The organism is Amycolatopsis jejuensis (genome assembly GCF_000717335.1).
Taxonomy (GTDB): domain Bacteria; phylum Actinomycetota; class Actinomycetes; order Mycobacteriales; family Pseudonocardiaceae; genus Amycolatopsis; species Amycolatopsis jejuensis.
The window spans coordinates 126,503-146,304 of record NZ_JNYZ01000007.1; the positions used below are offsets into that span (position 1 = coordinate 126,503).

A 19,802-nucleotide genomic window follows, 5' to 3' on the forward strand; every position below is an offset into this window, starting at 1 on the left:
AGGAGTGACGATGAGCGAGACGACCACCACCGAAGAGACGAAGACCGAGGAAGTCGCCGAGGAGCTGCTCGTCGAGGAGGTCTCCATCGACGGAATGTGCGGTGTCTACTGATCGCAGCGCCGCGGCGTTCGATCTGGACGGTGCTTGGGAACTGGACAGCCGGGTCTCCATCCGGCCCGAACGGTTCGGCGCGCTGCTGTACCACTTCGGTACCCGCCGGCTGTCCTTTCTCAAGAGCCGCACCATGCTCGCCGCGGTGCAGGCGCTGACCGACCACCCCTCCGCCCGCGCTGCCTGCGCCGGCGCCGGGGTCACGCAGGCGGAGCTGCCCCGCTACCGCGCCGCCCTCGCCGCCCTCGCGGCGTCGGACATGATCCACCCGAGGAGCGTGTGATGTCGCTTGTGGACGAATTCCAGTTCGGGCTCGACGCGCCGATCTGCCTCACCTGGGAGCTGACCTACGCCTGCAACCTGTCGTGCGTGCACTGCCTTTCCTCGTCCGGCCGCCGTGACCCGCGCGAGCTCACCACCGGGGAATGCAAGGCGCTGATCGACGAGTTCGAGCGCATGCAGGTGTTCTACGTGAACATCGGCGGCGGCGAACCCACCGTGCGCCCCGATTTCTGGGAGCTCGTCGACTACGCGACCGAGCACCACGTCGGGGTGAAGTTCTCCACCAACGGCATCAAGATCACCGAGGCCGTCGCGAACCGGCTGGCCGGCAGCGACTACGTCGACGTCCAGATCTCCCTCGACGGCGCCACCGAGGAGGTCAACGACCACGTCCGCGGCCCCGGTTCGTACCGCACCGCGATCCGGGCGATGGAAAACCTCGCCGCGGCCGGGTTCGGGAACTTCAAGATCTCCGTGGTCGTCACGCGGCAGAACGCCGGTCAGCTCGACGATTTCAAGGCCATCGCCGACCGGTACGGCGCCCAGCTGCGGCTCACCCGGCTGCGCCCGTCCGGCCGCGGCGCCGACGTGTGGGACGAGCTGCACCCGACCGCACAGCAGCAGCGCGAACTGTACGACTGGCTGGTCGCGCACGGCGAAAACGTGCTCACCGGCGATTCGTTCTTCCACCTCGCCGGGTACGGCGACGGCGGGCTGCCCGGGCTGAACCTGTGCGGCGCCGGTCGGGTGGTGTGCCTGGTCGATCCGGTCGGTGACGTCTACGCGTGCCCGTTCGCCATCCACGACACGTTTCTCGCCGGAAACATCCGCGGCGAGGGCGGATTCACCCGCGTGTGGCAGGAATCCGAGCTGTTCACGGAGTTGCGGAGCCCGCAGAGCGGCGGCGCCTGCACGTCGTGCTCGGCGTTCGACGCCTGCCGCGGCGGATGCATGGCCGCGAAGTTCTTCACCGGCCTGCCGCTCGACGGTCCGGACCCGGAATGTGTGCGGGGACACGGGGAACGCGCGCTGGCGGGTGTCGCGGCCGGGAGCGTGCCGAAGCCGTCGCTGGACCACTCGCACCGCAAGGTACCGGTGACCATCGGCATGCGCCGTCCGCCGGAACGGGCCTGCGACGAGAACCCGCTCGCGGGTTTCGCCCCGGGTCGCTGACATGCGCCTGGCCGACCTGTCGTCGCCGGACGTCGCCACCCGTGCGGCGTCCGGCGCGATCCTCGCCGTGCCGGTGGGCGCCACCGAACAGCACGGCCCGCACCTGCCGCTCGGCACTGACACCGACATCGCGACGGCGTTGTGCGACCGGCTCGCCGCAGGCCGGCCTGACGTGGTGGTCGCGCCCGCGGTGGCGTACGGGTCGAGCGGGGAGCACGCCGGGTTCGCCGGGACGCTGTCGATCGGCCAGGCCGCCACGGAGCTCCTGCTCGTCGAGCTGGGCAGGTCGGCGTCGGACACGTTCCGGCGGCTGCTTTTCGTATCCGCACACGGCGGGAATGCGGCGTCGGTGACCCGTGCGGTCGCCACGCTGCGCGCCGAATCCCGCAACGTTTCGGTGTTCCAGCCACGATGGCAGGGGGATCCGCACGCCGGACGTCCGGAAACCGCACTGCAGCTGGCCCTTCGGCCGGAGGTGGTGCAGATGGACCAAGCAGCGCCGGGCGACGGCCGTCCGCTGGCCGAACTGCTGCCGGTGCTGCGCCGCGGTGGCGTGCGCGCGGTGACCGACACCGGCGTCCTCGGCGATCCCACCAGGGCGACTGCTGATGAGGGCCGCGCCCTGCTCGACGACCTCACCACGCAGCTGCTAGCGCATGTCCGCGACTGGGTGGCGACGTCGTGAAGGTCGCCCTGATCACCGGCGCGGCGCGGGGTATCGGCGCCGCCACTGCAATGCAGCTCGCCGGACAAGGCTGGGCCGTGCTCGCCGTCGACCTCGCGGCCGACGATCCCGCGCTCCCCTACCCGATGGGCAGCGCCGCCGAACTGTCCACAGTGGTCACTGAGATCCGGCAAAACGGTGGTACCGCGGAGGAATTCGCCGCCGATGTGCGGGACCGCGCTCAGCTGGCCGAAGCCGTCGGCGAGGCAGAACGACGGTGGGGCGGCTTAGACGCGGTAATCGGAGCGGCCGGGGTGATCGCCGGTGGGGTTCCGTTGTGGGAAATGCCGCCGGAGCAGGAAGACGCCGTCCTCGACGTGAATCTCCGTGGCGTCGTCAACCTGGCCCGCATGGCGATACCGGCGTTGCTGCGGCGTCCGGAACCGAGGTCCGGACGGTTCCTCGCCGTCGCCTCGGCCGCCGCGACGCGAGGGCTTCCGCAGCTGGCCGCGTATTGCGCAGCGAAATCCGGAGTGGCAGGCCTGATTCGCGCACTCGCCGTCGAACTGGGTGATTCCGGGGTCACGGCCAACGCGGTCAGCCCCGGCTCCACCGACACCCCGATCCTCGCCGAAAGCGCCCGGCTGTACGACCTGCCGGACGCGCAAGCCTTCGCCGCCCAGCAGCCGGTACGACGGCTGCTCGATCCGGCCGAAGTCGCTGCGGTACTGGCCTTCCTGGCCGGACCGGACAGCAGTGCGATGACCGGCGCGATCGTCCCGGTGGACGGAGGTTTGGCGCTGTGACCACCCCGCTCCCCACCGGATTCCGCATCACCGTCGACCCGGGTACCAAGCAGCTCGCCAGTGGGCTGCTCTTCGGCGGCTCGCCCGCACGCGTGCTGCGCCTGACGAAAGCCGGGCAAACCGCCTGGACACGTCTCGCCGACAACCCGGTGACGACGTCGGCGGAGGGCGTCCTCGCGCGGCTGCTCACCGACGCCGGATTCGCCCATCCCTTGCCACCGAAGAAAACCGCCGACGTCACCATCGTCATCCCGGTCCGCGACCGCGCCGAACTGCTCGACCGCTGCCTCGGCGCCATCGACGACCGGTACCCGATCCTGGTGATCGACGACGACTCCGCCGACCCGGCCGCCATCGCCGCCGTCACCTCCGCGCACGGGACCAAACTCGTACGCCGCCCCGTGAACGGCGGTCCGGGTGCGGCCCGCAACACCGCGCTGGAGCACGTGTCCACCGAACTGATCGCGTTCCTGGACAGCGATTGTGTCCCGGCACCGGAATGGATCGACCGCCTGGCCGGGCATTTCGCCGACCCGCTCGTAGCCGCCGCCGCACCCCGCGTCCGCCCGCTCGCGCCGGACACCTGGGCCGGGCGATACACCCGCGCTGCCAGCAGTCTCGACATGGGCACCGCGCCGTCCCGCGTCGCGCCCGGCACGCGACTGTCCTATGTGCCCACTGCCGCGTTGCTGGTTCGCCGTGCGGCCATGGAATCCGCGGCCTTCGACCCGGCACTGCGCGTCGGCGAGGACGTCGACCTCGGCTGGCGGCTGCACGACGCCGGTTTCCGCATCCGCTACGACCCGTCCGCCGAGGTCACCCACCACGAACCGGCGACCTGGCGCGAACTCCTCCGCCGCCGCGCGAGCTACGGAAGTTCCGCCGCACCACTGGCAATTCGCCGCCCGGCCGCGATGGCGCCGCTCGTACTGCATCCCTGGCCGACGCTCACGGTCGCCGCGCTGCTGGCCCGTCGTCCGCTACCTGCCGTTGTGGCCTTTGGGGTTGCGGTGCTGAGCATGGTCCGCGTACTGCGGCGTGGCAACGTACCGACGCACGGTGTCGTCCCGGCCATGGGGACCGCCGTCGGACAGACCTGGCTCGGATTCGGCCGGTACGGCACCCAATTCGCCGCTCCCGTGCTGTTCGCGCTGCTCCTGCCCGGCGGACGGCGTCGTTGGGGACGCCGGGCCGCGCTCGTTTCGCTGCTCGCCGGACCGCCGTTGACCGCCTGGATGCGGAAACGGCCCGAGCTCGATCCGCTCCGCTACACCGCCGGTGCCGTCGCCGACGACCTCGCGTACGGCGCCGGGGTGTGGGCGGGCTGCCTCCATCACCGGACCGCGGTCCCGCTGCGGCCGCGCATCACCTGGCGCCCCCTGCGCGTCGACCCGAAGGGAAAACGATGAGCACCACCTGGTTCGAATCCGTCGCCGAAGCCCAGCGGCGGGCGAAGAAACGCCTCCCCGCGTCGGTCTACTCGGCGTTGATCGCCGGGTCGGAAAAAGGCCTGACCCTGCAGGACAATCTGGCCGCGTACGACGAACTCCGGTTCGCCCCGCGCACCGCGGGCCTGCCCGGCGAACGCGACCTGAGCACGAACGTCCTCGGCCGCGACGTCGCCTTGCCGGTGCTGATCTCGCCGACCGGCGTCCAGGCGGTGCACCCGGACGGCGAGGTCGCAGTCGCCCGCGCTGCCGCCGCGCGCGGGACGTCGATGGGCCTGTCGTCGTTTGCCAGCAAGCCGATCGAGGAGGTGGTGGCGGCCAACCCGAACACGTACTTCCAGGTGTACTGGACCGGCAGCCGCGACGACATCCTGCGCCGGCTCGAACGAGCCAGGTCCGCGGGTGCGGTCGGCATCATCCTCACGCTCGACTGGTCGTTCTCCCACAGCCGCGACTGGGGCAGCCCGCACATCCCGGACAAGCTGACGCTGCGCGAGCTGATCCGGTTCGCCCCCGAAGGCATGATGCACCCGCGCTGGCTGCTGACGTACGCACGCACGCGGAAACTGCCGGACCTGAGCGTGCCGAACATGGCCGAACCTGGCACGCCGGTGCCGACGTTCTTCGGCGCGTACGGCCAATGGATGCAGACCGCACCGGCGTCGTGGGAGGACGTGAGCTGGCTGCGCAAACAGTGGGACGGCCCGTTCCTGCTGAAGGGCGTGTACCGCGTGGACGAGGCCCGGCGCGCCGTGGACGCCGGGGTCAGCGCAATCTCGGTGTCCAACCACGGCGGCAACAACCTGGACGGCACCCCCGCCACGATCCGTGCCCTGCCCGCCATCGCGGAAGCCGTCGGCAAGGACGTGGAAGTCCTGTTGGACGGCGGAATCCGCCGCGGCAGCGACGTCGTCAAGGCGCTGGCCCTGGGCGCCCGCGCGGTGCTGATCGGCCGCGCCTACCTGTGGGGCCTGGCCGCCGGAGGCCAAGCAGGCGTGGAAAACGTCCTGGACGTCCTCCGCAACGGCATCGACTCCACCCTGCTGGCCCTGGGCCACCGCAGCATCCACGACCTCAACCGCGACGACCTCATCGTCCCGGAAGGCTTCGAACGCACCATCGGCGCCTGACGCCACGTCCGTGAAGGGAACCTTCACGGAATCAGATTCCCTCGTGGTTCCCTTCACGGACTTCGCACCCACCCAGGCCGCACCCGCGCACCCCAACTCAGGCCGGGCAGCCAGCCCCCGCCCTGCACCCCGATCCGAAGCCCCAACACGTGCGGTGCGGGCTTGTCAAGGCATCTTTCCCGCCTCGACAAGCCCGCACCGCACGTCGTCACCATCAAGCTTCGGGGTGCCCGCCCACCCCCGCAAGCACCGACCTCCCCAACTCCGTCAGCCCATGCCAAGCAGTAGCCCCGCTACGCGTAGTGGACACCAACCCACTCCCCCGCAAAACCGCCGCATGCTTACTGGCCGTCCCCACCGAAACCCCCAGATCCCGCGCCAGCCCAGTAGTAGTCCGGGAATCCCGCAACGCCACCAAACACTCCGCTCGCGTCCGCCCCACCAGCGCCACCAACGGCGCCAACCCCCGCGCTGAACGAACCGGCGGCAACGAAGCCGGATAAACCAGCACCGGCGGCAGCTCGGGGTCGATCAGGCTCACCGGCGCCCCCGTGCAGAACGCCGACGGCACCAGCACCAGCCCCCTCCCGCCGAGGTCCACCGTGCGCCGATGCGGATACTGCAGCGCCAACGTGGTCCCGTCCCAGCCGCAGACCCCGGGCAGCGTGCTGAGCACCCGCCCGATCCCCTGCCGCGACACCGTCTGCAACCGCGCCGCACGATCGCCGGACACCACCTCGTCGACCCGCTGCCGCACCGGCGCGACCAGCAGCCGGTACGCCGTCCGCAACGATCCCACCAACCGGCGGACCTGGTCCGCCTCCCCGTCCCCGAGCGACCGCAACCACGTCGGAACCCGGCCGCCGGGAAAGGCCCGCTCGAGATCCGCGCGCAATCGCGTACCCGGAGTGCAGGCGAGCGCCGCACATCCGGCGTCGAAGTCGGTCGTAGCGGGCGCCGGGGTGAGAAAGTCCGGGAAATCGCCCCGCGGCGGCGCAATCGTGGTGAGCCGATCGACCGCGGCCTGTTCATCCGCGTCGGCAATCCGCCGGATCGCCTTCGCCCGCCACGACCGGTACCGCGCCGCGGGCTGCCGCGAGCCCAGCTGATGCCCGGCAAGAACCAGCTCCCACAACGGATCCGCGCCCGCCGCGAACCGTGTCCGTTCGAGGTCGCGCGGGCCGAACACCATCCGCAGTACCATCGACGCCCTCCCCAGAGCCGACGTTGCCACCGCGGCCACCATCCCACACCCGCCCGGCCGAGACCAGGCGATTGGCCCTTTCGGTGTGGGGAAAGCTTCTGGACCAGGTTCCGTTTCCCTGTCAGCGTCGCCGGTGTCCGGCAGATCGATCCGAGGGGGAATCATGAGGAATCTGCTGCGTTTCGGGGTCGGCGTGACCACGTTGGGCGTCGCGGCGGTGCTCACCGCCACCAGCGCGTCCGCGGCGAGTTCGCCGACCTATACCAAGAGCACCACCGGCGCGAAGGCGAGTTGTTCCTTCACCACCTGGGGAAAGCTGATCCACGACGACCATGCGCAGATCACCTGCAAGCTGTCCGACACCAAGGGGGACAGCCACTCGGTCTACGTCGAATGGTGGCAGGACGGGTACGGCAGCGTGAACCTGTACAACCACAACGGATCCGGCAGCACGAAGAAGGTGTCCGACGCGCGGGTCAACGGCGACGGCTCGTTCCAGACGCTGTACTTCCGCGTGTGCCGCGACATCCAGTGGTGGCCGGACAACTGCTCCGGTACCCGGAAGTGGGCCATCCGCTAGCGGGCCCCGGCGGCGCGGTCCACAGTGGCCCGCGCCGCTTCGTCACCGACGGACCGCTTCCGCCGTCCGTTCGCCGGGGAAATTCACCCGCCCGGCCCACCGACCAGCAGATACTCACCCGATCGGGTGACTTTCCGGGCAACCGGCATCACACGAGCGGACCAGCAGCGTTCCGTTCGCGGGAGCCGCGAACGGCGCCGGTCCGTGTCCCGAGGGTGACGGACCGGCGCGGATCCCCTCGTTCGTCGGGGGACGAGGGGCCATCGGGAGCGGGTCGGCGCAGGGGGCCGGCCCGCTCCCGACCTGCATTTCCCGCCCGGTTCCGACCGCGGGCGGCGGGACGGGCCATGATGGAGGGCATGGAATCGACCCGGATCGACCGCTGGCTCTGGGCAGTCCGGCTGGCCAAGACCCGCGCCGACGCGGCCGCCGCCTGCCGCGGCGGGCACGTGCGCGTGAACGACCGGCCGGCGAAACCGGCGACGTCCGTGGTCGCCGGTGACCAGGTCCGCGCCCGGATCGGGACGACGACCCGGGTGGTCGAGGTGGTGCAGGTGATCCAGAAGCGGGTCGGCGCGGCGGTCGCGGCCACCTGCCTCATCGACCGCACCCCGGCCCCACCGCCGGAAGCGTCGATCCCGGTGGCCCGCCGCGAACGCGGGGCAGGGCGTCCGACTAAACGGGAGCGCCGCGTCCTCGACGATTTCCGCCGTCAGAGCGGCTGAATCACGCCTCGACCCGGGAACGCCGCCGGGAATGGATGTGCTGCTCGTCGCGCATTCGCTGCACCGCCTCCGGGTAATGCAGCTCGAATGCCGGACGTTCGGACCGGATCCGCGGCAGTTCGGTGAAGTTGTGCCGTGGCGGCGGGCTCGAGGTGGCCCATTCCAGGGAATTGCCGTACCCCCACGGGTCGTCCACTTCGACCTTTTCGCCGTACCGGTAGCTCCGCACCACATTCCAGATGAACGGCAGCACCGAAGCCCCGAGAATGAAAGCGCCGATCGTGGAAACGATGTTGAGCGCGGTGAACCCGTCGCTGGACAGGTAGTCCGCGTACCGGCGCGGCATCCCTTCGGCGCCGAGCCAGTGCTGCACCAGGAACGTCGTGTGGAAACCGATGAACGTGGTCCAGAAATGCCATTTCGCGAGCGGTTCGTCCATCATCCGGCCGGTCATCTTCGGGAACCAGAAGTAGATCCCGGCGAACGTGGCGAACACGATCGTGCCGAAGAGGACGTAGTGGAAGTGCGCGACCACGAAATACGTGTCGGTGATGTGGAAGTCCAGTGCGGGTGCGGCCAGGATCACGCCGGTCAGCCCGCCGAGCAGGAACGTGACCATGAACCCGACGGACCACAGCATCGGCGATTCGAACGACAGCGTCCCCTTCCACATCGTGCCGATCCAGTTGAAGAACTTGATCCCGGTGGGCACGGCGATGAGGAACGTCATGATCGAGAAGAACGGCAGCAGCACCGCGCCGGTCGCGAACATGTGGTGCGCCCAGACGGTCGCCGACAATGCGGTGATGCCGACCGTCGCGAACACCATCAGCCGGTAACCGTAAAGCGGTTTACGGCTGAATACCGGCACGATTTCGGTGACGATCCCGAAATACGGCAACGCGACGATGTACACCTCGGGATGCCCGAAGAACCAGAACAGATGCTGCCACAGGATCGCGCCGCCGTTGGCCGGATCGAAGACGTGCGCACCGAGCCGCCGATCGGCCTCCAGCGCGAACAATGCCGCGGTGAGAATCGGGAAAGCGAGCAGCACGAGAATACCGGTGAAGAGAATGTTCCAGGTGAAGAGCGACATCCGGAACATCGTCATCCCCGGAGCACGCAGGCAGAGAATCGTCGTGGTCATGTTGACCGCACCGAGAATCGTGCCCAGCCCGGACACGATGAGCCCCATGATCCACAAATCCCCGCCGATGCCGGGCGAATGCACGGCGCCCGACAAAGGGGTGTACGCGGTCCAGCCGAAGTCCGGGGCCCCGGCGGGTGTGAGGAACGCGCTCAGCACGATCAGCCCGCCGAAGAGGTACAGCCAGTAGGAGAACGCGTTGAGCCGCGGGAACGCCACGTCCGGCGAGCCGATCTGCAGCGGCAGCACGAAGTTCGCGAACCCGAACACGTTCGGCGTCGCGTAGAGCAGCAGCATGATCGTGCCGTGCATGGTGAACAGCTGGTTGTACTGCTCCTGAGACAGGAACTGCAGCCCCGGAAAGCCCAGCTCACCCCGCATCAGCAGGGCCATCGCGCCACCGGCGAGGAAGAACGCGAACGACGTGCCGAGGTAGAGCAGGCCGATCTGCTTGTGGTCGGTGGTGCGCAGCAGGCTCAGCAGAAGCGCACCCTTCCGCCCGGGGCGCCGGGGCGCGACGGCCACCGCCGGCCGGGGCTTCAGCTGCGTCATGTCGACCTCCCGCGCACCCGGAAGTTGCCGGGCACCCGGTGGGATGCCCGGCCCCACGCGTCGGCGGATAACCGGCCGCGGCCGCCGTCAAACACCGCGGTTCATCGCGACGGCAATCGACCGCCCGCGAGTGCCGCACCGAACACGACCGCGGCCCCGATCACCAGGAACACCGCCCCGGCCGCGGGCGACGACGCCCACCACACCACTCCCGATGCCGCGACCAGCCAGGCGCAGGCGAGGGTCTCCTTGCGGACCGGCGAGGCCGCCTTGCGCGCGCGAAGTCCCGCACCGCCCAAGGCGAGCACGCCGATCGCGAGAACCGCCAGCACCGGCCAGTACACGAGCTATTCCCGGAAGTCGCCGCTGCGCCGGCGGAACGCCACGGTCATCGAGATGACCGCGAAGATGGCCAGCAGCACGCCCACGACCAGCGCGCTGGTGCGGAGTACGTCGCGATGGCCGTCCACCGGGTAGCCGAACGCGAACGGCGCGCTGATCAGCCAGAACCCGATCACCACGTTGACCAGGCCGAGCCAGCGCGCCGCATCCGGCAGGGCGAACCGGGTCAGCGCGACGGCCGCCACGACGATCCCGCACACCAGGCTGTTCCAGAACCCGGCAGCCGCGGACAGCGTGAACGTGTAGCTGTACGCGAAGGCCGCGATCACGAGCCAGACCCCGGCGAGGAATTCCGCGGCCAGCGGCAACCTGCTCTCCCGCAGCTTCCGGTCCCTCGGCATGAGTGCGGTGCTCATTTTCATCGGCTGCCCCTTTCCGCTACTGGCCGACCTTGATTCCCGGCTCGCCGTGGTCGAACTGGATCGCCTGGTGCAGCGGCGCGACCGTGGCGCGCGGAGCGCGTGCGCCCATCGGGAGGATCACGCGGTGGTGCGCCGCCTCGAGCACCATCGCGCTGCACGCGTACCAGGCCAGTACCGCAGACGCGAGCAGGAAGTACGCGGCAATCGTGCGGATCACGCCGACGTCCGCGATCAGGCCGATCGCCTGCAGCGTCGACCCGGCGGCCAGCGCCACGAGCACCGCGGTGAAGGCGAGGTTCTCCGCCATCGCGGCCAGCGCGCCGGTCCAGGTGATCGCGGCCAGCCCGATGAACCAGAAGCCGACCGCGGCCGCCGCGACCGGGCTCGCCGAGGTCGACGGCAGTCCGCCGAGGCCGACGAACAGCTGGTAGACCCCGTAGCCGAGCCAGAACGCACCCCACGTCCCGTGCACGACCGTGGCCAGCGCGTCCCGCGCCCGGTAGGACCACATCCCGGCGAGGAACTGCGCGACGCCCCCGAACCAGAACGCGAACGGGGCCAGCAGCAACGGGGTTGTGGCCGTGTCGCCGAACCAGCCAGCCAGGTTGGCCGCCACCATGAACATCGCCACCGCGAACCCGGCCAGCCCCAGGATCGACGGTGCGGCGACCGGGCTCAGGTTGATGTGCGTGTGCTCGCGCCAGAACGCGTACTCCGCGCCGTCGCCGCCCATGGTGCGGCTGTCGGCCATCGGCATCTCGCGTGTCATTTCCGGCTCCTCTCCTGCCGACCGCCCCATCCGCCGCGCGTACCCCGCCGCCGACCTGCGGAACCACGGATCGACTAGGCCGAACGGGTGATTTTCGGCCGGAGTGTCCATTTCGGACGGCGCGCTCGCCCGCGAGGGGCGCTGCCGGGGCCGCTATGCGAGGGTTGGGCCATGGCGAGCGTCCGCACCCACCTGCTGTCCTGGACCACTTTGCTGCCGCTGGTCGCGCTGGTGCTGCTCGCGCTCACCTGGGGCCGCAGCCTGGGTCCGGTGCCGGTCGTCGTGGTGGCGCTGGCCTTGGCCGGGACGGTGCTCGCCGCGGTGCACCACGCCGAGGTGGTCGCACACCGGGTCGGGGAACCGTTCGGGTCACTCGTGCTCGCGGTGGCGGTGACGGTCATCGAGGTCGCGCTGATCGTCACGATGATGGCGTCCGGCGGTGACCAGGCCGACACCCTGGCCCGCGACACCGTGTTCGCCGCTGTGATGATCACCACGAACGGCATCGTGGGCCTGTCGCTGCTCGTGGGCGCCCGCCGTTATGGGGAAACGCGGTTCCATCCGGAAGGAAGCGGCGCGGCGCTGGCCACGGTGTGCACGCTCGCGACGCTGAGCCTCGTCCTGCCGACGTTCACCGCCAGCCGCCCGGGCCCGGCGTTTTCCGCGCCACAGCTGGCTTTCGCGGCCGGCGCGTCACTGATCCTGTACGCGACGTTCGTGATGACCCAGACCGTCCGCCACCGCGACTTCTTCCTCCCGGTCGACGCCGACGGCGAAACCCGCGAAGAGGACCACGCGGAACCCCCGAGCCGCCAAGCGACGCTGATCAGTGTGGGCCTGCTGCTGGTCGCCCTGATCGCCGTGGTGGGGCTGGCGAAGGTCGAGTCGCCGGCCATCGAAGCCGGAGTCCGGGCGGCCGGTCTGCCGCAGTCGTTCGTCGGCGTGGTGATCGCACTGCTGATCCTGCTGCCGGAAACGCTGGCGGCCGTCCGCGCCGCCCGCCGCGACCGGATGCAGATCAGCCTCAATCTCGCGTACGGCTCGGCAATCGCGAGCATCGGCCTCACGATCCCGGTGATCGCGCTCGCGACGGTGTGGCTACCGGGGCCCCTGCTGCTGGGCCTCGGCCCGACCCACATCGTCCTTCTCGCGCTGACCGTGGTGGTCAGCGTGCTGACCGTCGTCCCAGGCCGGGCAACCCGCCTCCAGGGCGGCGTACATCTGGTGTTACTGGCGGGATTCCTGGTGCTGGCGATGAATCCTTGACCCGTGATGGGGTTTGCCGGGGTTGTCCGGTGGCGCGGCGTGGCCCGGGGATCCCGTCCAGGACTCACGCCCGGCTGCGAGCCTCTGTGGCACCGCAACTTCTTGCGAACGCGCACCACACTTCCGACTCAGCGCCTCTCTCCCCTCGCCCTCCGACCGGCACCCGGGACATCCGTTCCGCACCCCTCGCCGTCCGACCGGCACCCTGGACATCCCGTGCCCCACCCTTCACTCTCCGACCAGCACCCGGATACCCCGCGCCACACCCCTCACCCACCGACCGGCACCCGGACATCCGTGCCGCACCCCTCACCCTCCGACCGGCACCCGGACACCCCGCACCACACCCGGGACCACTCCCCGCGCGAAAAGGACGCCGTTTTTGTCGGTGTTGATCCGTATCCTGGCCAAGTGAAGATCCAACAGCCCCCAACCCCGCTCCCACCAGCGGGTTCACCTTCGTCCTGCCGCGGCGGCGCAGGTACGGCCCAGCCGTTGCCCGCCCGCGGTCCCGTCCGCACGCGCCATATTTGCCGCCCTGTGTCCGAGACCACACCAGGCCATGATCGCGGTCCGGTTCGCATCGCCCGCCCGGTCGCCGGTGCAGTCGCGACGGCGCCCGTCCGTCAGGTCACCGCGAGCACCCCAGCCGTCTCCGCCGCGGGGTCCCGGTCCGTGCGCCGCGCCATTTCCCTTGGGGTGCCGGCATGAGCGTCGCGTCCCCCACCCCGGCCGCACCCGAGCGGTCCGGTGCGAAACCCGGGCTGATCATCACGGTGCTCGTGCTGTCGGCGTTCGTGATGATCCTCAACGAGACCATCCTCAGCATCGCGCTGCGCGACCTCACCGTCGACCTCTCCGTGCCCACCACCACGATCCAATGGCTCACCAGCGGATTCCTGCTCACCATGGCCGTGGTCATCCCCACCACCGGATTCCTGCTCGAGCGATTCACCCCGCGACAGGTATTCCTCGTCTCGCTCACCGCGTTCAGCATCGGCACCCTCCTGTGCGGCATCGCACCCGGATTCACCCTGCTGATGGCCGGACGAGTCGTGCAGGCAATCGGCACCGCGGTGATGATCCCGCTGCTGATGACCACCGTCATGCGCCTCGTGCCACCGCAACGCCGCGGCGCGACCATGGGCACGATCAGCATCGTCATCGCGGTCGCGCCGGCCATCGGGCCCACCATCGGCGGTGCTGTGCTTTCGTCGCTCGGCTGGCGATGGATGTTCCTCATCGTGCTGCCGTTGTCGGTGGCCGCGCTGATCACCGGGATGCTGCAGCTGCGGATCGAGAGCGAAACCCGCGCGGTACCCCTCGACGTCCCCTCCGTCATCCTGTCCGCCATCGGTTTCGGCGGCGTCCTGTACGGGCTGTCGTCGATCGGCGAGCCTCCCGAAACGGCACTGCTGCCGGCGTGGCTGCCGATTGTCGCCGGGCTGGTCTCGCTGGTCGTGTTCGGCTGGCGGCAGCTCCGCCTGCAGCGGCGCGACCGGGCGCTGCTGGACCTGCGGCCGTTCACCCACCGCCCGTTCGTGGTCGCGCTGGGGCTCAGCACGGTGCTGTTCATGTGCCTGATCGGCGCGGGCGCCATCCTGCTACCGCTGTACCTGCAGACGGTGCTGCACAAGTCCACGTTCGTCAGCGGCCTCGCGGTGCTGCCCGGCGGGCTGGTGCTCGGCCTGCTCGGCCGTCCGGTGGGTGCCCTGTTCGACCGCGTCGGCGCCCGTCCGCTGGTACTGCCGGGAGCGGCCGCGATGACGTTGTCGCTGTGGCTCTTCACCACGCTCGGCCCGGATTCACCGCTGATCGCGGTGATCGGCATCCACATCGTGCTGATGGCCGGTCTGGGCCTGATGATGACGCCGCTGATGACGGAGTCGCTCGCAGTACTGCCCGACCACCTGTACTCGCACGGCAGCGCGATCCTGTCCACGCTCCAACAGGTCGCGGGCGCCCTGGGCACGGCAGTGTTCATCAGCGTCGCAACGCTCGGCACCGCCGTCGGCGCCGCAGTGAGCCCCGACGCGGACGGCCTGCACCTGGCATTCGTCGTCGCGGGCTGCATCGGCCTGGTCGGACTCGCCGGAGCGTGGTTCGTCCGGTCGGCACGCCCGGAACAACCGGCGGAGGCAGCCTGACGCCCATGGACCCAGACCGGCTCGACGCCGTCGCCCGCACCTACACCGCGGACATGACCAGCATCCGCGGCCGCCGCGTGCACCGCCTGGTAGTGCGCCGGCTGGCCCGCTACGACCACGTCCTGCCGGCCACCACCGCCGACGGCGCGGCCGCGCTGCTGGCCCTGTCCGCAGACGGCAGCGCCGCGTTCTGCCAGACGGACGGCCGAGGCCCGGCCGCGAACCTCACCACGTGCGGCCCCACGCCGGGCATCACGGTCACCTCCGCACACGACCTCACGAAGGACTCCCTGCCGACCCTCCACTGGACCGTGCTCCACCCCGGCCTGCCCACCGGCCCCTTGACGATCACCTCCGACGCAGCCAGCGCCGACGAGGTGGAGTCAACCCTGCGCCCACACTGACCGGCACCCACACAGCGCCGTCAGCCCACCCTGGCGCGGCGCCGATCCGCCCGGGCGCGGCACCGCCAGTCCGCCCTGGGCGACAACGGTCCGCCCCGGTGCAGCAACGGTCCGCCCTCGCGCGGCGATGGTTCGCCTCACGGCCGTGGCGTCACGTGGCCAGCCACCGCCTGGGCGCACACCACTACGCCAACCCGCCAGCCCTGCCGCCCGAGCCCACATCACCGCCATGTCGACCCCGCCGCCCAGCCCACCTCCACACCACGCGGGCTCCCCCACGCCGGCCTCACCATGCCGACCCACCACCCCGGCACACATCACCACATCGACCCCAAGCCGCCACGCACGCTCACCACCCGCACCACATCGACCCAAGCCCGCGGCACACCCACACCACCCACACCACATCGACCCCAAGCCGCCACGCACACTCACCACCCGCACCACATCGACCCCAGGCAGCCGCCCACCCACACCACCCGCCTCGCGACCCGACGCCCTCGTTCACCGCCACGCCCGCCCCTACCGCCACAACCCTCCCGTGCCAAGGCGCGCCAACCCGGCCAGCATCGAGTCCGCCCCCCTTCGAAGCCACCCAGCCGAGATTCGCCGCACACCCCGCCCGGCAGACAGAGCGGGCAGAGCGGACAGAGCGGTCGAACCCTCACCCGGCGAACCTGCGCTCCCACCTCTCCACCCCACGCAGAGCCCCGTCCGGAGCGGTCCAGCAAGCCTGCAGCAAGTCGTAGCCCTGATGAATCAGCGCCGCCTGAGCGGGCCAGCGGGCGGCGGCCCACGCCGGTTCGTTGTGGACCGAATCCACGCCTGCCAGGGTGGCGCCTTCCAGTTCGAACTGGAGGTCCCGGCGGGTGGCCAACCTGGGGACCGGCGCACCGGCCAGCACGGCGCGGGCAGCGGACCGGACGCGGAAACCCGTCCAGTCCAACGTTTTCCGGTGCGCTCGTGGCGCCACCGCGTACTGTGCCAGCACCGCTACCGCCACCCCGATCGCCGTCTGGGCGAAGCGGTCCGCAACCGCGGGCCACACCGGGCCGGGCAGGCTCGCGACGCCCGCTGCCAGCAGCGCCAACGGTGTGATCGCCACCGTCGCCACGGCGTAGTTCCGCGGCACCACCAGCTCCACGCAGAACTGCAGCACCGCCAGAATCAAGATCAACACCACCCCCGACGGCGACAGCATCATCACCAGCCCGAACAGCACCAGCCCGGCCACGGTTCCCGCAAACCGGTGCAGCGCACGCACATTCGCCCGCCGGCGGTCCACCCCCTGCTGCAGCACGACCAGCGCACTCAGCACCGCCCAATGCGGGCGTCCGATGCCGGCGAGCACCGCCAGCTCGCCCGCGACCACGCAACCTGCCCCGGCCCGCAACGCCGTCACCGCGGCATGCGAGCGCAACGAAACCGCGCGGCGCAACCGGTATCCGATCCCCGGACGCGGCAGTGGCAGCTTGCCCGGCGGCAATTCGAAAGAGTCGTCCGGTGACGCGTCGGTGAACCGCCGGTGTGCCGCAACCAACGTCGCGACCAAGCCGGGTTCCGTACCCCGCCGGGGATGTCCCGCTTCGTGCAGGGCGGTCCACGCCGCGGAGAGGGCCGCGCCTGCGGCATGACGAGTCTCGGCCGTCGGGTGGTCCGCCGCGACGAACGCATCGATCGCGCGGACCGCCCGTTCGACGGCCATCCGTTCCGGTTTGCTCCGATCGGCCAGTACCCCGGCCATCGACACCACTACCGACGACGCCACTCCCGCCGCGGCGCAGCCCAGCACGGCCAGCGGCCGCGCCCCCGCCTCCACCGCGGCCTGCGCCCCCGCGCAGGCCAGCGCGAAGAACAGCGGCCCCGGCGGCCCGAGGCGCAGAGCGTCGACGACGTACGTCGCCAGCACCGCGACAACCGACACCACCAGCACGGAAACCAGCCCCGGCGGGACCGCCATCCCCACCCCCGCGCCCACCGCGGCAGCCAGCAGCAACCCGGCCCCCGCCGTCGCCACGACCCCGGCGCGGACGCGGTAGGGCCGCCCCTCGCCGAACAACACGGCGAACGTCCCGAGCGTGACGAACAACGCCGCACCCGGCGCGCCCGCCAGCACCAGCGCGATCCCCGGAATCGCCACCGCAAGCCCGGCCCGCACCCCGGCCGGCCATCGCCTCCCGACGGGTGGCAGCGCGAACAGCAACGTCCGGAACCGGGCGACGCGCGGCAACTGCTCAGGTGGCTCCGGCGAAGCGTGCATGGTGGCTATTCCAGCACGAGTTTGCCCCCGCGCCGAGCGGGTAGCCGATCACCATGACCAGCGACGAGCGACGGCTCGAGGAGCAACTGGAGCAGGTCCGGCACGACGTGTCGGAGGCCAAGGAAGCCGCCCGCCTCGAACGCGAAGCAAGCGCCCTCGGCGGCGACACCCCGGACGAGCCTCCGCCGGAGAACGACCCCCGACCCGACCGCGGCGTTTCGGCAGCGGATACCGGCTCAGCGGAATCCACGCATCGAAACCGGAAAATCTGATCGGCAACCGAGAAGGCCGCACGACTGGGCCGCTAAGTGCCCTCGACAACGAATTCCTCCCAGGCGCGGAACACCAGGTAAAAGCCGATCCTGCGGAAACCGCTGCCAGACCCGGCAACGGCGCAAGAGCCCAGAGTCAGCCGCCGGGGTTCCATCGTCCGAAACACGCACCGGACGGCCCAGATCGTGCACCGGCCGGGATTTCCGGTCGCCGTGGACCTCACTCGACCCGGCCGGATTCGGCGGGACGTTCGTCGCCGTCCTCGGGCAAATGCAGGTCGGACACCGCGATGTTGACCTCCACCACCTCCAGGCCGGTCATGTGCTCGACGCCGCCGATCACGCCACGGCGGATGGAACGGGCGACGTCCGCGATCGCCGCGCCGTACTCCACGACGACCTGCAGGTCCACCGCCGCTTGCTTCTCCCCCACCTCCACCGAAACGCCCTGCCCGGCCGACGCCGTCGCACCCGGGATGCGTTCGCGGATCGCCGAAAACGCCCGTGCCGCACCGCCGCCCAGTGCATGCACGCCGGGCACCTCACGCGTGGCGAGCCCGGCGATCTTCTGCACCACGACGTCGGCGATCGTGGTCATGCCCTGGTCGGTGGCGAGACGGCTCTTCTGCAGTTCGGCGGTCTTGGTGGCGGTCGAGTCGGCCATGGGTCACTCCCTCGTCGGATGAACAGGTTCGCCAGGAGGACACCGGCTCCGCGGGGACCGCACGGGTGAGCCAGATCTCGCCGGATCGTGCGTGCGGTTTCCGCTGCCGCGGTGTCCGGCGCCGGTGAGTACCGAATTCGGCTTCACGCAAGGTGGTAAGTGCGGAATTCGGAGCAGCCAGATCGGTCCGGACCGTGGCCGGGTACCCCGCCCGGCCGCGGAAAACGAACGCCGCACCGCCATTCCGTCGCCATCACTGCGCGATTTCCGGCCGCCCGTCCCCGGAATGCGGCAAGCCCCGGAAACGGGGAAGGAGTTTCCCGTTTCCCCCGGAGAAGGGAAAGGGAAACCGTTCCGGTCACAGTACGGGTCCCGGGCCCGGCCGCACTGGACATGGTGCTCTCACTGGGGAACAGTGATCCGGCAGGGGAAAACCGAGGGAGGAACGGGTGGAACCGAGCTCGGCGGAGCTGGTCGCGGAATTGAAAGTCCTCCGGAAGGGGCGCGGCGTATTCACCACTCCGCTCGCGAATCGGGTGGGCCCGGTACTGCGCGCAGTGTGCGGGATTCCCGATACCGCGGAAACGGTCCAGATCCGCGAACGCCTCGCGCACGTACTGCGGCCGCTCGCCGAAGCGCTCCCCGACGACCTGCGGATCGCCGTGCTCGCCGCATTCGCCCTGCACGAACCGGCGCGCAAGCCGTTCTACCAGGACCGGGTGCACTGGGCCGCCCGCGAGCTCGACCGCGACGACCGCACGATCCGCCGGCGGATCGACGACGCCATCGAGCACGTCGCGCAGCTGGCGCTGGCCCGTCCGGGCGAAACGACCGCGCCGGTGTCGGACGGCAGCTGGCACACCGAGATCCTGCACGTCACGCTGGCACTCGACCAGGCGCGGCCGGAGGCGTTCGAGTTCCGCCGGATCGTCGCGGACGCCGACGAGATCGCCGAGCTCGACCTCGCGTTCGCCGCTCCCGCCTCCCCACCGCACGACCTCGACGTCGACGTCTTCCACGGTGGCACCCTGGTCCGCCGCGAGCGGGAGTCGAACGACCGGATCGGTCTCGCACTGCAGCTGCCCGCACCCCTGCCGCGCGGCCGCAAGCACGACCTCGCGCTGCGGTTCCGCGCCGCTCTCCGGCATCCGCACTACGTCTGCGTACCCCGGCATCCGGTCGACCGCTTCGACCTGCACGTGCGCTTCCCGCCCGCGCCGCCGTCGGAAATCGTGCGGCTGGACCGGGTTTTCCAGGACGACGCCCACAACCCGGCAGTGCCCGGCGCGGCCGTCACCCCGGACGGCTCGGGCGAGGTGCACCTGCAGTTCGAGCACCTCGCCCCCGGGTTCGCCTACGGCGTCCGCTGGAGCCCGGCCCGCTGATTCGCCCGCGGCCTGTCCAAGAACTGGCCAAGTCGGTGCGAAACC

21 protein-coding genes are annotated in these 19,802 nt (G+C 70.5%); 14 read left to right on the top strand and 7 right to left on the bottom strand.

The window, feature by feature from the left end; translation table 11 throughout:
* The first annotated feature begins 10 nt into the window (after positions 1-10).
* The 7 genes from mftA to mftD are packed head-to-tail and all read left to right on the top strand — an operon-like array spanning position 11 to position 5,615.
* Positions 11-112, top strand: a complete 102-nt coding sequence (gene mftA, locus OO71_RS10595; RefSeq protein ID WP_033289514.1) for a mycofactocin precursor MftA — start codon at positions 11-13, stop codon at positions 110-112.
* Positions 102-395, top strand: coding sequence for a mycofactocin biosynthesis chaperone MftB (gene mftB, locus OO71_RS10600; RefSeq protein ID WP_033289515.1), 294 nt, complete (start codon positions 102-104; stop codon positions 393-395). The genes mftA and mftB overlap by 11 nt, the downstream gene beginning before the upstream one ends.
* On the top strand, positions 395-1,567 hold the full coding sequence (gene mftC, locus OO71_RS10605; RefSeq protein ID WP_033289516.1) for a mycofactocin radical SAM maturase: 1,173 nt from the start codon (positions 395-397) through the stop codon (positions 1,565-1,567). The genes mftB and mftC overlap by 1 nt, the downstream gene beginning before the upstream one ends.
* Position 1,568: 1 nt before the next feature.
* Entirely contained in the window at positions 1,569-2,252 is a 684-nt protein-coding gene (gene mftE, locus OO71_RS10610; RefSeq protein WP_033289517.1) for a mycofactocin biosynthesis peptidyl-dipeptidase MftE, read from the top strand.
* Positions 2,249-3,037, top strand: coding sequence for a mycofactocin-coupled SDR family oxidoreductase (locus OO71_RS10615; RefSeq protein ID WP_033289518.1), 789 nt, complete (start codon positions 2,249-2,251; stop codon positions 3,035-3,037). Before mftE ends, OO71_RS10615 begins: the two co-directional genes overlap by 4 nt.
* A complete protein-coding gene (gene mftF, locus OO71_RS10620; protein ID WP_033289519.1) occupies positions 3,034-4,446 on the top strand; it encodes a mycofactocin biosynthesis glycosyltransferase MftF in 1,413 nt (470 codons plus the stop codon). The genes OO71_RS10615 and mftF overlap by 4 nt, the downstream gene beginning before the upstream one ends.
* On the top strand, positions 4,443-5,615 hold the full coding sequence (mftD, locus tag OO71_RS10625; RefSeq protein ID WP_033289520.1) for a pre-mycofactocin synthase MftD: 1,173 nt from the start codon (positions 4,443-4,445) through the stop codon (positions 5,613-5,615). Before mftF ends, mftD begins: the two co-directional genes overlap by 4 nt.
* Before the next feature lie 214 nt (positions 5,616-5,829).
* Here mftD and OO71_RS10630 read toward each other — a convergent pair whose 3' ends face one another.
* Entirely contained in the window at positions 5,830-6,819 is a 990-nt protein-coding gene (locus tag OO71_RS10630; RefSeq protein ID WP_033289521.1) for a winged helix-turn-helix domain-containing protein, read from the bottom strand.
* Positions 6,820-6,982: 163 nt separating this feature from the next.
* Here OO71_RS10630 and OO71_RS10635 point away from each other — a divergent pair, with 163 nt between their 5' ends.
* Positions 6,983-7,399 carry a hypothetical protein gene (locus OO71_RS10635; protein WP_033289522.1) on the top strand — a complete coding sequence of 139 codons (417 nt, stop codon included), beginning with the start codon at positions 6,983-6,985 and terminating at the stop codon, positions 7,397-7,399.
* A gap of 359 nt (positions 7,400-7,758) precedes the next feature.
* Positions 7,759-8,124 carry an RNA-binding S4 domain-containing protein gene (locus OO71_RS10640; RefSeq protein WP_033289688.1) on the top strand — a complete coding sequence of 122 codons (366 nt, stop codon included), beginning with the start codon at positions 7,759-7,761 and terminating at the stop codon, positions 8,122-8,124.
* A 1-nt stretch (position 8,125) separates the two neighbouring features.
* On the opposite strand, the gene ctaD is transcribed toward OO71_RS10640, so the two are convergent.
* The 4 genes from ctaD to OO71_RS10660 form a co-directional block, all read right to left on the bottom strand.
* Complete coding sequence (gene ctaD, locus OO71_RS10645) at positions 8,126-9,826, bottom strand: aa3-type cytochrome oxidase subunit I (protein WP_033289523.1); 1,701 nt, start codon at positions 9,824-9,826, stop codon at positions 8,126-8,128.
* Between the two features lie 101 nt (positions 9,827-9,927).
* Positions 9,928-10,170, bottom strand: coding sequence for a hypothetical protein (locus OO71_RS10650; protein WP_033289524.1), 243 nt, complete (start codon positions 10,168-10,170; stop codon positions 9,928-9,930).
* 3 nt (positions 10,171-10,173) lie between these two features.
* Positions 10,174-10,584: an SPW repeat domain-containing protein gene (locus OO71_RS10655; RefSeq protein ID WP_245633627.1), complete on the bottom strand. Its 411-nt coding sequence runs from the start codon at positions 10,582-10,584 to the stop codon at positions 10,174-10,176.
* Between the two features lie 22 nt (positions 10,585-10,606).
* Positions 10,607-11,359, bottom strand: coding sequence for an acetate uptake transporter family protein (locus OO71_RS10660; RefSeq protein ID WP_033289526.1), 753 nt, complete (start codon positions 11,357-11,359; stop codon positions 10,607-10,609).
* A gap of 171 nt (positions 11,360-11,530) precedes the next feature.
* Here OO71_RS10660 and OO71_RS10665 point away from each other — a divergent pair, with 171 nt between their 5' ends.
* The 3 genes from OO71_RS10665 (at position 11,531) to OO71_RS10675 (ending at position 15,176) form a co-directional block, all read left to right on the top strand.
* Entirely contained in the window at positions 11,531-12,625 is a 1,095-nt protein-coding gene (locus tag OO71_RS10665) for a calcium:cation antiporter (protein WP_033289527.1), read from the top strand.
* A gap of 707 nt (positions 12,626-13,332) precedes the next feature.
* Positions 13,333-14,772 carry an MDR family MFS transporter gene (locus OO71_RS10670; protein WP_033289528.1) on the top strand — a complete coding sequence of 480 codons (1,440 nt, stop codon included), beginning with the start codon at positions 13,333-13,335 and terminating at the stop codon, positions 14,770-14,772.
* Between the two features lie 5 nt (positions 14,773-14,777).
* Positions 14,778-15,176, top strand: a complete 399-nt coding sequence (locus OO71_RS10675; protein WP_033289529.1) for a hypothetical protein — start codon at positions 14,778-14,780, stop codon at positions 15,174-15,176.
* Positions 15,177-15,840: 664 nt separating this feature from the next.
* On the opposite strand, the gene OO71_RS10680 is transcribed toward OO71_RS10675, so the two are convergent.
* Positions 15,841-17,436: an FUSC family protein gene (locus OO71_RS10680; RefSeq protein ID WP_033289530.1), complete on the bottom strand. Its 1,596-nt coding sequence runs from the start codon at positions 17,434-17,436 to the stop codon at positions 15,841-15,843.
* Between the two features lie 53 nt (positions 17,437-17,489).
* On the opposite strand from OO71_RS10680, the gene OO71_RS10685 reads away from it, so the two are divergent.
* Entirely contained in the window at positions 17,490-17,708 is a 219-nt protein-coding gene (locus OO71_RS10685) for a hypothetical protein (protein ID WP_033289531.1), read from the top strand.
* A gap of 220 nt (positions 17,709-17,928) precedes the next feature.
* Here the strand turns inward: OO71_RS10685 and OO71_RS10690 are convergent, their stop codons facing one another.
* Positions 17,929-18,372, bottom strand: coding sequence for an Asp23/Gls24 family envelope stress response protein (locus tag OO71_RS10690; protein ID WP_033289532.1), 444 nt, complete (start codon positions 18,370-18,372; stop codon positions 17,929-17,931).
* 449 nt (positions 18,373-18,821) lie between these two features.
* On the opposite strand from OO71_RS10690, the gene OO71_RS10695 reads away from it, so the two are divergent.
* Positions 18,822-19,757: a hypothetical protein gene (locus OO71_RS10695; protein WP_156096249.1), complete on the top strand. Its 936-nt coding sequence runs from the start codon at positions 18,822-18,824 to the stop codon at positions 19,755-19,757.
* Positions 19,758-19,802 lie beyond the last annotated feature (45 nt).